Source organism: Rhodanobacter sp. L36 (assembly GCF_009765755.1).
In the GTDB taxonomy this organism is placed as follows: Bacteria; Pseudomonadota; Gammaproteobacteria; order Xanthomonadales; family Rhodanobacteraceae; genus Rhodanobacter.
On the sequence record NZ_LMUV01000002.1, the window covers coordinates 154,268 to 168,078 of the forward strand.

Below are 13,811 nucleotides of genomic sequence, written 5' to 3' on the forward strand. Positions count from 1 at the left end.
TTCAATGAGTCATCAGTGCGCGGACATCAGCTGCTCGGCGATCGGGCCAAGTGCGAGTGCGGGCAGAAAAGTGAGCGCGCCGACCACGATCACCACGCAGGCCAGCAGCGTGACGAAGAGCGGCGTGTGCGTCGGCAAGGTGCCGGCGGATTCGGGCACGTGGCGCTTGCTGGCGAGTGAACCAGCCATCGCCAGCATCGCGATGGCGAGGGGAAAGCGTGCAAAGAACATGCACAGGCCGAGCAGCACATTCCAGAACGGCGTGTTGGCCGAGAGTCCGCCGAACGCACTGCCGTTGTTGTTGGAAGCCGAACTCACCGCATAGAGAATTTCGCTGAAACCGTGCGCGCCGGGATTCGCCACGCCGGCGACACCCGCCGGCACCATCACCGCGATCGCCGTGCAGATCACCACCAGCGCACACGGCAACAACACCGCAAGGCTGGCCATCTTCATCTCGTACGCTTCGATCTTCTTGCCGAGGTATTCCGGCGTGCGGCCGACCATCAACCCGGCGATGAATACCGCGACCACCGCGAACGCGAGCATGCCGTACAGACCCGAGCCGACGCCGCCGAAAATCACTTCGCCCAGCTGCATCAGCCACATCGGCACCAGCCCGCCGAGCGGCGTGAGCGAATCGTGCATCGCGTTCACCGCGCCGCACGAAGCGGCCGTGGTGATCGCGGCGAACAGTCCGGACGAGGCGATGCCGAAGCGCGTTTCCTTGCCTTCCATGTTGCCGCCGGCCTGCGTCGCCGAAGCGTGCGCATCGATGGCCAGGCCATGCAGCGCCGGATTGCCGGCCTGCTCCGCCGCGACCAGGCCGATGGTCAACGGAATGAAGATCACCAGCATGGTGGCGAGGATCGCCCAGCCCTGACGACGGTCGCCGACCTGCTTGCCGAACATGTAGCAAAGGCCGCCGGGGATCAGGAAGATCGCCAGCATCTCGATGAAATTCGACAGCGGCGTCGGGTTCTCGTACGGGTGTGCCGAGTTCGCGTTGAAGAACCCTCCGCCATTGGTACCGAGCTGCTTGATCGCGATCTGCGATGCCGCCGGACCCATCGGCAATGTCTGCGTGGTGACCGCCGTCTGCGTGGTCAGATCATGGCCCGCAGCATCCTTCGCCGTAGTGGCATAGCTGCTCGCCTGCAGCACCGGGACATCGACGTAGGGCTTGAAGTTCTGCACCACGCCCTGCGACACCAGCAGCACGGTCATCAGCAGCGACAACGGCATCAGCAGGTACAAAGTGCTGCGCGTGAGGTCGACCCAGAAGTTGCCGAGGCCTTTCGCACTGCGCCGGCTGAAGCCGCGCACGACGGCCACCAGCACCGCGATGCCGGTGGCGGCAGAAAGGAAGTTCTGCACGGCCAGCCCCAGCATCTGGGTCAAGTAGCTCATCGTCGATTCGCCGGCGTAACCCTGCCAGTTGGTGTTGCTGGCAAAACTGATCGCCGTGTTCATTGCCGAATCGGACGACACCGCGCCGAAGTGCTGCGGGTTCAACGGCAGCCACTGCTGCACACGTTGCAGCACGAACACCACCAGTACGCCGAGCACGTTGAACAGCAGCATGGCCAGCGCGTAACGTTTCCAGCCCATGTCTTCGCTGTGGCTGATGCCGCACAGGCGATAAATGCCGCGCTCGATACGGCCGCCCAAACGCGTCACGCGATTCGGCGCATCGGCGAACACCAGCGCCATGTAGCTGCCGACAGGTTTCACAAGCAGCAGCAACACGATCAAAAAAACCGCGATCTGCAAGCAGTCGTTGGTGGTCATTCGAACCACTCCGGCTTGAGCAGAGCCACGCACAAGTAGCCGACCAGCAGCACCGCGATGACCGCGGCGATGGCATAGGAAACGTTCATGACGAGGTACTCATCGGATAGACGCGCATCACTTGCGCGGGCCAAGCCGATCGCAGATCAGCAGGAAACCCAGCGTGGCCGCGCAGAGTACGAGGAGAAACAACACATAGACGAAATCCATCGACGCCAGCTCGCTTGGGAGAGGCGTGCACTTTAGAAAGCGCGGTCTATGAAAGGGGTAGCGATTCGGCCGTTGCGTATAAAGAACGCGTAAATTTTTCGGCGTGCGCCAAACGCGATCAGCCTGCGGCGTGCAGTGCTTCTTCGGATGGCGCGAGCGTTTCCTGCGGCAATCGTTCGATGGTGTAGCCGGCGGCATCCCAGGCATCCAGCCCACCGAGCAGCGGCCGCACGCGTCGATAACCTTGTTCCATCAGGCGCTTCGCGATCTTGGCGGCGGAGACCTCATTCGGACAATTGCAATAGACGATCAGCTCGCGATCGAGCGGTATGTCGTACACGGTGCGATCGATGCCTTGCGCATCGACCATCAGGGCGCCGGGAATGACACGATTATCGAGCAGGCGCGACGATGCCGAGCGCACGTCGATCACGGCAATCGCCTTGTCATTCGACATGGCGTCGTTCAATTCGTCGACGCTGATGCGCGACATGCGCAAGGTCATCAGCAAGCGCCGGCGCTGCCACCACTTGCCGACGATGTAGAGCGCAAGCAGGCCCATCAGAATTTCGAACGCGAGCGTGCCGGCATTGGCGATGCGCGTGAGCAGCACGTCGATCTGCATCGAGAAAAAGAATCCGAGCGCCACCGCGACACTGGCCCAGATCAGCGAACCGAGCACATCGAACAGCACGAATACCGGCAACCGCAGGCCCATCGCGCCGACCAGCGGCGGCGCCACCGTCGACAAGCCCGGGATGAATTTCGCGACCAGCAAAATCTGTCCGCGCCAGCGATCGAAACGCAACTCCGACTGGCGCACGCAGGAGTCCGGCGACAACGAAACGCGACAGAGCGTACGCATGACGCCCGCACCGAAACGGCGACCAGCCCAGTACCAGGCGAGATCGCTGAGCAGGCAGGCGGCGATCGTGACAACCAGCACCGCGACCAACGACAGCTCGCCATTCGCGGCCAGCGCGCCCGCCACCACCAAGGTCGGCACCGCAGGCACAGGCACGCCGGCTTGCTCCACCAGCACGTTGATGAAGACCAGCAGCAAGCCGTAGTGCGCGATGAGCGCGATGATTTCGTGGGCCATCGAAACGGGTCCCGGTGCGCGGTCGCCCGACCGCAGATGCCCATCATTGGGCCAGGCATCGTCCATTGCAAATGCGCTACGCCATGTGCCTGCGCGGTGGTTGAACCTGTCGCTCAGGTCACGATGCGGCACGATGCCCGGCGACGCAACGGACGGCGCGCCCTATAATCAAGAATCACGCCGCCCCGAAGCCTCCATGAAACCGATGCCAGACGACGCCAGCCGCCCTGCCGACTTCGCCGATGTACGCGACCTCGCAGCCGACGACATGCAACGCGTCGATGCGCTGATTCGCCACCGGCTTTCGTCCGACGTGGTGCTGATCAACCAGATCGCCGACCACATCATCGCCAGCGGCGGCAAACGCCTGCGGCCGATGCTGCACACACTGGCGGCAGGCGCGGCGGGTTACACGGGCGAGCAGCACATCAAGCTGGCGGCGGTGATCGAATTCATCCACACCTCGACCCTGCTGCACGATGACGTGGTCGACGAATCCGACTTGCGCCGCGGCCGCAAGACCGCCAACGCGCTGTGGGGCAATGCGGCCAGCGTGCTGGTCGGCGATTTTCTTTATTCGCGCTCGTTCCAGCTGATGGTGGAACTGGACGACATGCGCATCATGCGCATCCTCGCCGATACCACCAACACGATCGCCGAAGGCGAAGTGCTGCAACTGCTCAACATCGGCAACGCGGACGTGAGCGAGGCGTCATATCTGGCGGTGATCGAGCGCAAGACTGCGGTGCTGTTTGCCGCGGCCACCGAACTCGGCGGCATTCTCGGCGGCCTGCCTGATGCGCAGGTTGCGGCGCTGCGCGAGTACGGCATGCAACTCGGCTACGCGTTCCAGATCGCCGACGATCTGCTGGATTACATCAGCGACGCGGACACGCTGGGCAAGAACATCGGCGACGATCTCGCCGAAGGCAAGCCGACCTTGCCGCTGATCTACGCGCTGGAATGTGCACAGTCGAATTCGGCCAGCAGCGACCAGGCGAAATCGCTGCGTCACGCGATCGAGCAAGGCGGACTGGAGTCGCTCGACCTGATCATCGCGGCGATCCGCGAGTCGGGCGCGCTGGATCGCACGCACGAACGCGCGCTGAAACACGCCCAAGCCGCTCGCGATACGCTCGATGTATTGCCGCCGTCGGCGTACCGCGATGCGCTTGCCACGCTGGCCGATTACTCGGTGCAGCGCACGTTCTGAGACAGCTTTATTCGTGCGATATCAGGGCATGCCGGCGAAAGCCGCGCGCAGCCAATCGTGCATCAGGCGATAGCTGCGTTGCGCGGCTTTTTCGTCGTAGCGGCAGCCGGGTGAGTTTTCGCCTTTCTCGGTGAAGCAATGCACGGCATGGCCGATCACCACAAATTGCCAGTCAGCCGGGCTGCCACGCATCTCGTCCATGAATTTGTCGGCGTCGGGCATGGTGCCTTTGTCGTCGGCACCATTCATCGCCAGTACGCGTGCCTTGATGTTCTTGCCGAGTGCGGGATTGTCTGTGGTGAGGCCGCCGTGGAACGACACCACAGCTGCGACATCGGCGCCGCTGCGTGCGAGATCCAGCACCGCCGAGCCGCCGAAGCAGAAACCGATGGCGGCCAGTTTGCCGGCATCGATCGGCGACGTTTTCGCCTGCGCCTTGAGTTGCGCGAGCGCTTCGTTGATGCGTTTGCGCATCAGTGCGCGATCGCCATACAACGGCTTCGTCGCGGCGGTAGCCTGATCCGCATTGCCAACCGTGGGTCGCACACTGGCGCCATACATGTCGGTGAGCAGGATGACGTAATCCTTGCCGGCGATCATGTCGGCCTTCTGGACGGCTACATTGTTCACGCCGTACCAGTTCGGCACCATTACGAGACCGGGCCGTTTGGCGGAACTGGCGTCGTCGTAGACGAGCACGCTGTGGAATGTGGTGCCGTCGAGCGTCCAGTTCACCGGACGGTGGACCATCTTGGCCTGGGTGGCGAGCGAGGTGCCGGCAAGCAACAACAGGCAACAGAGTCGGGCGATGCGCATGACAGGTTCTCCAGCGTCGGTGATGAGTCGTTTTTGGTGCAGCAAGGCGCGAATCTAGATTCCGGCAGCGTGCTCCGCGATGCGGCGCTTCAACGGGTCGATGCGATCAAGCAGGCGCACGCCGAGGCCGCGCGCTGCCACCAGCGACGGCGACTGCCAGGCATAGATGCGTGCCAGCGCGTCGAAGCCGAGCGCGTCGAGTGTGTCGGCGCTGCGGCGACGGCGCGCGTAGCGTCGTAGCACATGGGCAGCGCCGATATCGCGACCGGCATCGCGCGCGGCGACCAGCGTGTCACGCAATTCGGCCACGTCGCGCAGGCCCAGATTCACGCCCTGCCCGGCCAGCGGATGCACTGCATGCGCAGCGTCGCCGAGCAGCACCATGCGATCAGCCTGATAGTTTTCGGCCAGCTGCAGTTTCAGCGGGAACGCGGCACGCGGCGTGGTCGCGACAATGCGTCCCAATCGATAGTCGCTGGCGACGCCCAGTTGGTCGATGAATGCACGCTCGTCGAGCGCGAGCACGCGACGGGCTTCCGCATCCGGCAACGACCACACCAGTGAACTGCGTCCGTCCGCAAGCGGAAGCAGCGCGAGTGGGCCGGTGGTGAGAAAACGTTGCCACGCGGTGGATTCATGCGGACGCTCAGTCGCCACGTGAGCGACCACCGCTCGCTGCGCGTAATCGCGTCCGCGTGTGCCGATGCCGGCCAGTTTCCGCAGCGGCGATCCGGCGCCGTCGGCCGCCACGAGCAGACTCGCGGCAAGCGTCTGGCCGTCCATTCGTTCGATCTCGATGCGATCGTCGATCGCTTCGAAGCCACGCACTTCCGCCGGACAAAGGCGTTGCACGCCGGCAGCTTCCAGCGCGTGCCACAGCATCCATTGCACGAGATTGTTTTCGACAATGCAGCCAAGCATGTCGCGCCCGTCGCTGGCAGCATCGAAGTCAATCGCGGAACCGCTCTCGGCATCCCACACATGCATGCGCGAATAGGCGCTTGAACGCGATTTGCGAATGGACGTCCAGACATCCATTTCATCCAGCAATGCCATGGACGAAGGCGCCAGCCCGACCACGCGCAAATCCACTTCGTCGCTCTGGTTCCATGGCGCGGGTTCGCGCGCTTCCAGCAAGGCGGTGCGAAAACCGGCGCGTGCCAGCGACAAGGCGGCGGCAGCGCCGACCATGCCGCCACCGACGATGGCGACATCGAGCGACGGCGTCCGGCGGCGCGGCGGCAGGTCGCGTGGCGTATTCATGGCAGATGCTCCCGGATAGCTACCGGGGAGATTCCTCGATAACCCATGCCGCGTTTCGCCAGCGCGCGTTGCAGCGGCGGGATGCGATCAAACGCGAGCAAGGCCAGCGAACGCAATGGCGCCAGCAGCGGTTGCTGCAGGCAGGCCAGTCGAACCAGTCCATGGCTCATGGACATGGTGCCTTCGCGATCGACGTCGCGGCGCTCGGCATAGGTTTGCAACATCGCGGCATCGCCCGGATCGCGCGTTGCCGCGACCAGTTCCGCGAGAGTCAGCGCATCGCGCAGCCCGAGGTTGAATCCTTGCGCGCCGATCGGATGCACCGTTTGCGCCGCGTTGCCGACGAGCACGGCACGCTTGGCAATGAGTTGTTTCGCGGCGACCCCATGGACGGTATATGGATGGCGTTTGCCCGGCCGATCCAGTCGGCCGAGTCGCCAGCCGAAGCGGCGCTGCGCCAGCGCGATGAAGTCGGCGTCATCGAGCGCCGCCACCGCTTCGGCATCTTTCGTGTCCACCGTCAGTACGAGTCCGCAGCGTCGCTCGGCCAGTGGCAGCAGCGCGATCGGACCTTCGTCGGCGAAGCGTTCGTAGGCGCGATGCGCGTGGTCGCGCTCGGGCGTGATCGTGCAGACGAACAAGGTCTGTCGGTAGTCCATTCGCTCCACTTCGATACCGAGCTGCGCGCGCACGAATGACTCGGTGCCGTCTGCGCCCACCAGCAATGGCGTGTCGAGGACGCGTTCTCCATCGGGCGTCTTGATCGTCGCGCGCCAACCATCGGGCAATGGCTCCAGCGCGGCCAAGGTCGTCGGCGCGAGTCGGGTCAGATGCGTGCATTCGTCAAGACGGCGCAACAATGCCGCGCCGAGTTCGCGCGCGGGCAAGGTCCAGCCGAGGGCTTCGACGCCCTGTTTTTTCGCGTCGATGCGCGCGCTGCCGAATTCGCCGGATCGACTGACGTGGATATGTCGGATCGGCGTGGCTTTCTCCACCGCATGCCGCCATACGCCGATCGTGTCCAACCCGTTCACGGTGGCCCGCGCCAGTGCGAGGTTGCGTTCGTCATAACTGGGCTGGGCGTCGACGCGCGGTGCGGCGGTTTCGACCAGGGTCGCAGCGATGCCGGCGGCATCGAGCGCGATGGCGAGGCTGGCGCCGACCAGACCACCGCCGATGATCAGGACGCCGGCGTCTTCGGGAGCTGCGGATGTCGAGGCATTCATGCGGGCGATGATACCCGCCGATGCCGCCAGCGTTGTAGCGCATTGGGCTAGAATGGCGATCTACTCGACGCGAAAACGGAGCAAACGCATGGTCACGACGCAGGGCCGACGCCTGGCAATTCTCATAGCCCTCGTCCTGGTGATGGCGATCACGCGCATCCACCTTTCGCTGCTTCATCACGACGTGCGCGATGCGTCGTGGGCGGTTTTCTTTCTCGCCGGATTCTGGCTGCGTGGCAGCGCGCGCTGGGTGTTCCCCTTGCTGATGGTCGAAGCCGTGCTGATGGATTACCTGGTGATCCACGGCCAAGGCATCGACTTCTGGAGCCATTACTGCGTGTCGGTGGCGTACTGGTTCCTGATCCCTTCGTACTTCACATTGTGGATGGGCGGCAGCTTGCTGGCCCGCTACACGTCGGGCCTCAACGTGCGCACGCTGGGTCTGGCGGTTCTCGCGCTGGTGCTGAGCGTGACTGCTTGCTACGTGATTTCCAACGGCAGCTTCTACTGGCTGAGCGGCAGCGTGCCTGCGCCTCGCAGCTTGGGTGCGTGGTGGGAAAACCTTGGCGACTGGTATCTGCCGTTCGCGGAAACCACCGCGATGTACGTCGGCGTCGGTGCCGTGCTTCACGTGCTCGCGCTGCAGCTTGCACGTGTTCGCCAGCACAACGACCTGACCAATCTGCCGCGTTGATCGACTGTGGGAAACCGGCTCTCGAAAATCTATACCCGCACCGGTGACGATGGCAGCACCGGTCTGGGCGATGGTTCGCGAGTCGCCAAAGATTCGCTGCGCGTCGCCGCCTACGGCACGGTGGACGAACTCAACAGCACGATCAGCATGGTGCTCGCCGCCGATGGCGTGGACGCTGAGGTGGCCGAAGTGCTCGGCCAGGTGCAGCACGCACTGTTCGATCTCGGTGGCGAGTTGTGCATACCCGGCTTGGTGATGATCGAAGACGCGGATATCGATCGCCTGGAACAGGTGCTCGACGGCTTCAACGATCCGTTGCCGCCACTGAAAGATTTCATCCTGCCCGGCGGCGGCATGGCGGCGGCGTGCTGCCATCTCTCACGCACAGTGTGTCGTCGCGCGGAACGCGAGGTGATCGCGCTGTCGCGCGCCGAGGCGGTGCGTCCGCAGGCGCAGCGATACCTCAATCGGTTGTCCGACCTGCTGTTCGTGATTTCACGCGTGCTGGCGCGCGCCAGCGGACATGGCGAAGTGCTCTGGCAACACGAGCGCCGCCGCAAGCCACAACCCGACGGCTGAGCCGCCACATGCTGCGGCTGTATACCCATCCCGATTGCCTGCGGCACGACCCCGGCCCGGGTCATGCCGAGCAACCGGCGCGTCTGCGCGCCGTGCTGCAGGCGCTGGACCATGATCGCTTTGCGGCGCTCGATCGCATCGAGGCGCCGCGTGCCACGCGTGCACAGTTGTTGCGTGTGCACGATGCCGAGCATGTCGATCGTCTGTTCGCTATCGCTCCCGCTGCGGCAACATTGCGCCTGGATGAGGACACGGTGATGTCACCGGGTTCGCTCGATGCGGCATTGCACGCCGCGGGTGCTGTCGTCGCGGCCGTGGATTACGCGATGAGTGGCGACGACAGGCGTGCCTTCTGCCCAGTGCGTCCACCCGGCCACCATGCCACTGGCGAGCAGGCGATGGGTTTTTGTCTGTTCAACAACGTGGCGGCGGCAGCAGCGCACGCGCTTGAAGTGCATCACCTGAAGCGCGTGGTGATCGCCGATTTCGACGTGCATCACGGCAACGGCACGCAGGCAATTTTCGAGCGTGAACCACGCGTGCTGTTTCTCTCCAGCCATCAGTCTCCGCTGTATCCCGGCACGGGCAGCGAAGACGAGCGCGGCGTCGGCAACATCGTCAACGGCACGCTGTCACCGGGCGCAGGATCGGCGGAATTCCGCGAGCTATGGGATGGCCAATTGCTGCCGCGCATGCATGCGTTCAAGCCGCAGCTGATACTGGTGTCCGCCGGTTTCGACGCGCACCGCGCCGACCCGTTGGCGGACATCCGACTTGGCCAGGAAGATTACGCGTGGATTACCGGACGATTGCTGGCTCTGGCCCGCGCTCATGCCAACGGGCGGCTGGTTTCGACCCTCGAAGGCGGCTATGACCTCGGCGCGCTGGCAGCGAGTGCAGCGGCGCACGTCGACGAGTTGATGAAGTAACTGCTGCGCGGATTCATCACCGTGTTTCGCGTGCAACGCCAAAGTGATGGCGATGCCGCCGACGGCTGAATCCCGACCTGCGCGAAATAACTTCCGCCTGCCTTGGAAGCGGCGTTTCTGCTAGCTTAACGAGCCTTCGAAGCCGGCAGATTCCCACGTGACGTCAACGTTCCCTCCTCGCCGCCTGCTGGCGGTTGCCGCAGCACTTGCCTTGATCGGTGGACAGGTCGACGCCAAGAGCGGCCATCCCAAGCCGAAAAGTTCGCTCGATGGCTCGGAAGAAGCCTGCCCACTGGGTTCCTTCCATTGCGCGCCGCGTCCGTACAACTTCGCGATCTGCCGACCCAATGCGCTGCTGGAGTTCTACGATCCGACGCTGGACAAGAGCCCGGACCTGCGCGACACCAGCCCCACGAAACTGCATCAGGCGCGTACCGTCGACAGCTCCGACCAGACCGTCTATCACTTCGAAGGCGACGTGAAAATGTCGCGAGCCGACGAGCAGTTGCAGGCGGACACCGTCGACTACAACAGCGATACCACCGATTACGACGCTCGCGGCCACGTGCGCTATCAGGAATCGAGCCAGCTGATGGCCGGTTCGCACATGCGCGGCAACTCCACGGCGAAGCGCGGCATCGCCGACAACGTGCGCTACCAGATGCTTGATTCGCGTGGCAACGGCGTGGCAGAGCAAGGCCAGATGTTCGACGCGATGCATTCGCGTTATTCAGTAGCTACCTACTCGACCTGCGACGTGGGTCATCACGTGTGGGAGTTCCACGCCAAGTCGATCACCACGAACAAGGACACCGGCGTCGGCGTGGCGCGCAATGCCACCATGTGGGTAGGCAAGGTGCCTTTCATCTACCTGCCGTACATGAGCTTCCCGCTCGACAAGCGACGCAAGAGCGGCTTCCTGTTTCCGCTGGTGGGCAATACCAGCCGCTCCGGCCTGGAGCTCAGCACGCCGTACTACTTCAACATCGCGCCGAATTACGACGCCACTCTGGACCCGCGTATCTACTCGTCGCGTGGAGAAATGCTGGCAGGCGAATTCCGCTACCTGATTCCCAACAGCGAAAACCAGCTGAACAGCAGCGGACAGCTCAACTTCGAGTACGTGCCAAACGATCACGGCAAAAGCGACGGCCTGGCCGACACCAGCGGCCAGAACCGCTATCTGATCGATTTCACCGACAACACCGCGCTCTGGCAGAGCTGGCGGTTTACCACGTCGATCAACCGCGCATCCGACAGCAGCTACGTCTACGACTATGGCAATGCGCTGTCGAATACCCAGGTGTATGAGCTCGCATCGTCGGCGGCCATTGTCGGCGGTGGCAAATGGTGGAATGTTGCCATCGGTGGCACCTCGTACCAGAACATGAATCCTTTCGCGACGGATGCATCGCTTCCATACGACGAGTTGCCATACGCCACGCTCAACCTCAACGTGCCGATCAGTCGCTGGCTTGAATTCGGCATGGACAACGAAATTGGCGATTTCCGCAAGACCGGTTATGTCGATGGCGCGCGCGCGGATTTCTACCCGTACCTGCAGGCTGACTTCGGCAGCTCCGCATGGTTCGTGCGACCCAAGGTTGCCTATCGCTATACGTCATATCAGCTGCAAGATGGTTACCAGAATTATGGTTACACCGGCGTCCTGCCCACCGGGTACGCCACGCCGTTTACGGACAAGTCGCCCAGTCGGGCACTGCCGATCGTCAGCCTGGACAGCGGGCTCATCTTCGATCGCAGTACATCCTTTTTCGGCAACAGTTATACCCAGACGCTCGAGCCGCGCATCTATTACCTGTACGTGCCATACCGTAACCAGAACAACCTGCCGTTGTTCAATACCAACCTGATGTCATTCGATTACTGGCAGCTCTTTTCGCCAAACCAGTTCTCCGGCGCCGATCGCCAGATGAATGCGAATAACCTCACCGGCGCACTTACCACGCGTTTCCTCGACGAGAACGGCGTGGAAAAGTTTTCGGCCAGTTTCGGACAGATTCGCTACTTCACGCCGCAGAAAGTCCAGTTACCCAGCAGTCCGGACACGGTTTCTCCAATGACAAACTGGGCTGGCTCCGACTACGTCGTGCAGCTCGATCTTCAGCTCAGCGACGCCTGGCGCGTGAACACCACGTACCAATGGAGCCCGAACACGCACACCACCGATGTGGCTTCGTTCGAACTGCAGCGCCGCCTGGGCACCGACGGCATCCTCAACTTCTCCTATCACTACCGTCGCGGCCTGCTGGAACAATACAGCGCGTCCGTGGTCTACCCGGTGTCCGATCGCTGGCGTTTGATTGGCTCATGGACTTACGCCGAGCCCATCAAGGGTGTGGTCAGCCCGTTGCGCGGAACCGTTGAGGCGTTGGCCGGTATCGAGTACGACAGCTGCTGCGTCACGCTGCGACTGGTTGATCGCAACTATGTAAACCAGAGCTATTACGGCTTCGGTCCGGTTCCTGCGAACGACAGTCTTCGCGACAACGCAGTGATGTTCGAAGTGGTGTTCAAGGGACTTGGTTCATCGGGCGGGCAAATCGATCCACTGCTGCACCGTGATATTCTCGGCTATCAATAATCGTTCAGGCACCGGCTTTCACTGATGAAGCAACCCATTGCATTCCTGCTGCTCGCATTCGCGATCGCGCTTCCCGCTCACGCCCAGCTGCTCACTCCCGGAACTCCCGCCGCGTCGGCGAACAACGGCTCGATCGACCGCATCGTGGCCGTGGTCAACGAGGACGTGATCCTGCAGAGCGAGCTGGACGACGCCGTGCATTCGGTGCAGCAGCAGTACGCCAGCCAGCCGGGCCAGCTGCCGCCGATGGATGTGCTGCAAAAGCAGGTGCTCGATCGTCTTGTGTTGATGAAGCTGCAGATCCAGAAAGCGCAGGATCAGGACATCCACGTCTCGGATGCGGACATCGATCAGGCCGTGGCCGGCGTGGCCCAGCAGAACAAGATTTCACCCGAAGAATTGCGCGCGGAGGTCGAGAAAAGCGGCGGCAATTTCGCCCAGTTTCGCCAGCAGTTGGGTGATCAGCTGATGGTGCAGCGCCTGCACCAGAGCGTGATCCACGATTCGGTGTCGATCACCGACGGCGAAGTCGACAATCTCTTGAGCAGCCCGACCTACAAGGCCGGCGAGATTCATCTGTCGCACATTCAGATCAGCATCCCCTCCGGTGCCGATGCAGCGGCCATCCAGGCCAGCCAGACCAAGGCCGAGCAGGCGCTGGCGGCCATCAAGGGCGGCATGGACTTCAACGCGGCGGCCATCCGTTTCTCCGACGCACCCGACGCACTGGATGGCGGTGATCTTGGCTGGCGCAAGATGGACGATATCCCCGCCGGCTTTGCCGACACGGTGGCAGCGATGAAGCCCGGCGAAGTCAGCGCCGCGTTGCGCGGCCCGACCGGCTTCCACATTCTCAAGCTCGTGGATCAGCGCCAGGCGGATCGCCAGGTAGTCACCGAGTTCCATGCGCGCCAGATTCTGATCAAGCCCAGCGAACTGGTGACGCCGGCGCAAGCCGAACAGAAAGCCAGGGATCTGTACAACCGCATCGTAAGCAAGCACGAAGATTTTGCAGCACTTGCGCGCGACAACTCCAAGGACGACACCACGGCCAACGCCGGCGGCGACATGGGCTGGTTCAAGCAACAGGATTGGGGTTCGACCATCGGCACGCAGCTGGCTGGCCTCAAGGACAACGAAGTGTCGCAGCCGTTCCAGAGCGAAGCAGGCTGGCACGTGCTGCAGCGTCTTGGCTCACGTCAAAGCGACCTAACCAATGAGATCGCGCGCGACCAGGCCCGTGAGGCGATCGGCAACCGGAAGGCCGAACAGGTCTATGACGATTATCTTCGCGACATGCGTTCGAACGCCTTCGTCAACGTGCTGGTTCCCGAGCTGCGCGACACGGACGACCATAGTTCGACCGGCACGTCGCCGTAACCC

Annotated in this window: 12 protein-coding genes; 6 read left to right on the plus strand and 6 right to left on the minus strand. The window is 62.9% G+C overall.

The window, feature by feature from the left end:
- Window positions 1–12: 12 nt before the first annotated feature.
- From kdpA to GSQ73_RS00615, 3 genes are all read right to left on the minus strand, one after another.
- The gene (kdpA, locus tag GSQ73_RS00605; RefSeq protein ID WP_158879855.1) at window positions 13–1,791 is read right to left on the minus strand and encodes a potassium-transporting ATPase subunit KdpA; all 1,779 of its coding nucleotides are present in this window, start codon (window positions 1,789–1,791) and stop codon (window positions 13–15) included.
- Window positions 1,788–1,880, minus strand: coding sequence for a K(+)-transporting ATPase subunit F (gene kdpF, locus GSQ73_RS00610; RefSeq protein ID WP_158879857.1), 93 nt, complete (start codon window positions 1,878–1,880; stop codon window positions 1,788–1,790). The genes kdpA and kdpF overlap by 4 nt, the downstream gene beginning before the upstream one ends.
- Before the next feature lie 239 nt (window positions 1,881–2,119).
- On the minus strand, window positions 2,120–3,103 hold the full coding sequence (locus GSQ73_RS00615) for a VTT domain-containing protein (RefSeq protein WP_158879859.1): 984 nt from the start codon (window positions 3,101–3,103) through the stop codon (window positions 2,120–2,122).
- Window positions 3,104–3,299: 196 nt separating this feature from the next.
- Between GSQ73_RS00615 and GSQ73_RS00620 the strand changes: the two genes are divergently transcribed.
- Window positions 3,300–4,316: a polyprenyl synthetase family protein gene (locus tag GSQ73_RS00620; RefSeq protein WP_158879861.1), complete on the plus strand. Its 1,017-nt coding sequence runs from the start codon at window positions 3,300–3,302 to the stop codon at window positions 4,314–4,316.
- A gap of 21 nt (window positions 4,317–4,337) precedes the next feature.
- Here the strand turns inward: GSQ73_RS00620 and GSQ73_RS00625 are convergent, their stop codons facing one another.
- Genes GSQ73_RS00625 through ubiH form a run of 3 tightly spaced genes read right to left on the minus strand, consistent with a single transcriptional unit; the run spans window position 4,338 to window position 7,621 of the window.
- Window positions 4,338–5,132 carry a dienelactone hydrolase family protein gene (locus GSQ73_RS00625; RefSeq protein ID WP_158879863.1) on the minus strand — a complete coding sequence of 265 codons (795 nt, stop codon included), beginning with the start codon at window positions 5,130–5,132 and terminating at the stop codon, window positions 4,338–4,340.
- A 54-nt stretch (window positions 5,133–5,186) separates the two neighbouring features.
- On the minus strand, window positions 5,187–6,395 hold the full coding sequence (locus GSQ73_RS00630) for a UbiH/UbiF/VisC/COQ6 family ubiquinone biosynthesis hydroxylase (RefSeq protein ID WP_158879865.1): 1,209 nt from the start codon (window positions 6,393–6,395) through the stop codon (window positions 5,187–5,189).
- Complete coding sequence (gene ubiH / locus GSQ73_RS00635; RefSeq protein WP_158879867.1) at window positions 6,392–7,621, minus strand: 2-octaprenyl-6-methoxyphenyl hydroxylase; 1,230 nt, start codon at window positions 7,619–7,621, stop codon at window positions 6,392–6,394. The genes GSQ73_RS00630 and ubiH overlap by 4 nt, the downstream gene beginning before the upstream one ends.
- Before the next feature lie 88 nt (window positions 7,622–7,709).
- On the opposite strand from ubiH, the gene GSQ73_RS00640 reads away from it, so the two are divergent.
- The 5 genes from GSQ73_RS00640 (at window position 7,710) to GSQ73_RS00660 (ending at window position 13,808) form a co-directional block, all read left to right on the plus strand.
- The gene (locus GSQ73_RS00640; RefSeq protein ID WP_158879870.1) at window positions 7,710–8,315 is read left to right on the plus strand and encodes a hypothetical protein; all 606 of its coding nucleotides are present in this window, start codon (window positions 7,710–7,712) and stop codon (window positions 8,313–8,315) included.
- Between the two features lie 6 nt (window positions 8,316–8,321).
- Entirely contained in the window at window positions 8,322–8,894 is a 573-nt protein-coding gene (locus tag GSQ73_RS00645; RefSeq protein WP_158879873.1) for a cob(I)yrinic acid a,c-diamide adenosyltransferase, read from the plus strand.
- Window positions 8,895–8,905: 11 nt separating this feature from the next.
- Window positions 8,906–9,823 carry a histone deacetylase family protein gene (locus tag GSQ73_RS00650; protein WP_174236057.1) on the plus strand — a complete coding sequence of 306 codons (918 nt, stop codon included), beginning with the start codon at window positions 8,906–8,908 and terminating at the stop codon, window positions 9,821–9,823.
- 157 nt (window positions 9,824–9,980) lie between these two features.
- Entirely contained in the window at window positions 9,981–12,428 is a 2,448-nt protein-coding gene (gene lptD / locus GSQ73_RS00655) for an LPS assembly protein LptD (RefSeq protein WP_158879879.1), read from the plus strand.
- Window positions 12,429–12,452: 24 nt separating this feature from the next.
- Window positions 12,453–13,808 (plus strand): peptidylprolyl isomerase, encoded by a 1,356-nt coding sequence (locus GSQ73_RS00660; RefSeq protein WP_158879882.1) that lies wholly within the window; start codon window positions 12,453–12,455, stop codon window positions 13,806–13,808.
- Window positions 13,809–13,811: the final 3 nt, after the last annotated feature.

What these genes read in the sequence shown, in the direction of transcription:
- GSQ73_RS00660 (WP_158879882.1), top strand. Translation starts at nt 12,453, where the DNA reads ATGAAGCAACCCATTGCATTCCTGCTGCTCGCATTCGCGATCGCGCTT.
- GSQ73_RS00625 (WP_158879863.1), bottom strand. Translation starts at nt 5,132, where the DNA reads ATGCGCATCGCCCGACTCTGTTGCCTGTTGTTGCTTGCCGGCACCTCG.
- GSQ73_RS00640 (WP_158879870.1), top strand. Translation starts at nt 7,710, where the DNA reads ATGGTCACGACGCAGGGCCGACGCCTGGCAATTCTCATAGCCCTCGTC.
- GSQ73_RS00620 (WP_158879861.1), top strand. Translation starts at nt 3,300, where the DNA reads ATGAAACCGATGCCAGACGACGCCAGCCGCCCTGCCGACTTCGCCGAT.
- kdpA (WP_158879855.1), bottom strand. Translation starts at nt 1,791, where the DNA reads ATGACCACCAACGACTGCTTGCAGATCGCGGTTTTTTTGATCGTGTTG.
- kdpF (WP_158879857.1), bottom strand. Translation starts at nt 1,880, where the DNA reads ATGAACGTTTCCTATGCCATCGCCGCGGTCATCGCGGTGCTGCTGGTC.
- GSQ73_RS00615 (WP_158879859.1), bottom strand. Translation starts at nt 3,103, where the DNA reads ATGGCCCACGAAATCATCGCGCTCATCGCGCACTACGGCTTGCTGCTG.
- ubiH (WP_158879867.1), bottom strand. Translation starts at nt 7,621, where the DNA reads ATGAATGCCTCGACATCCGCAGCTCCCGAAGACGCCGGCGTCCTGATC.
- GSQ73_RS00630 (WP_158879865.1), bottom strand. Translation starts at nt 6,395, where the DNA reads ATGAATACGCCACGCGACCTGCCGCCGCGCCGCCGGACGCCGTCGCTC.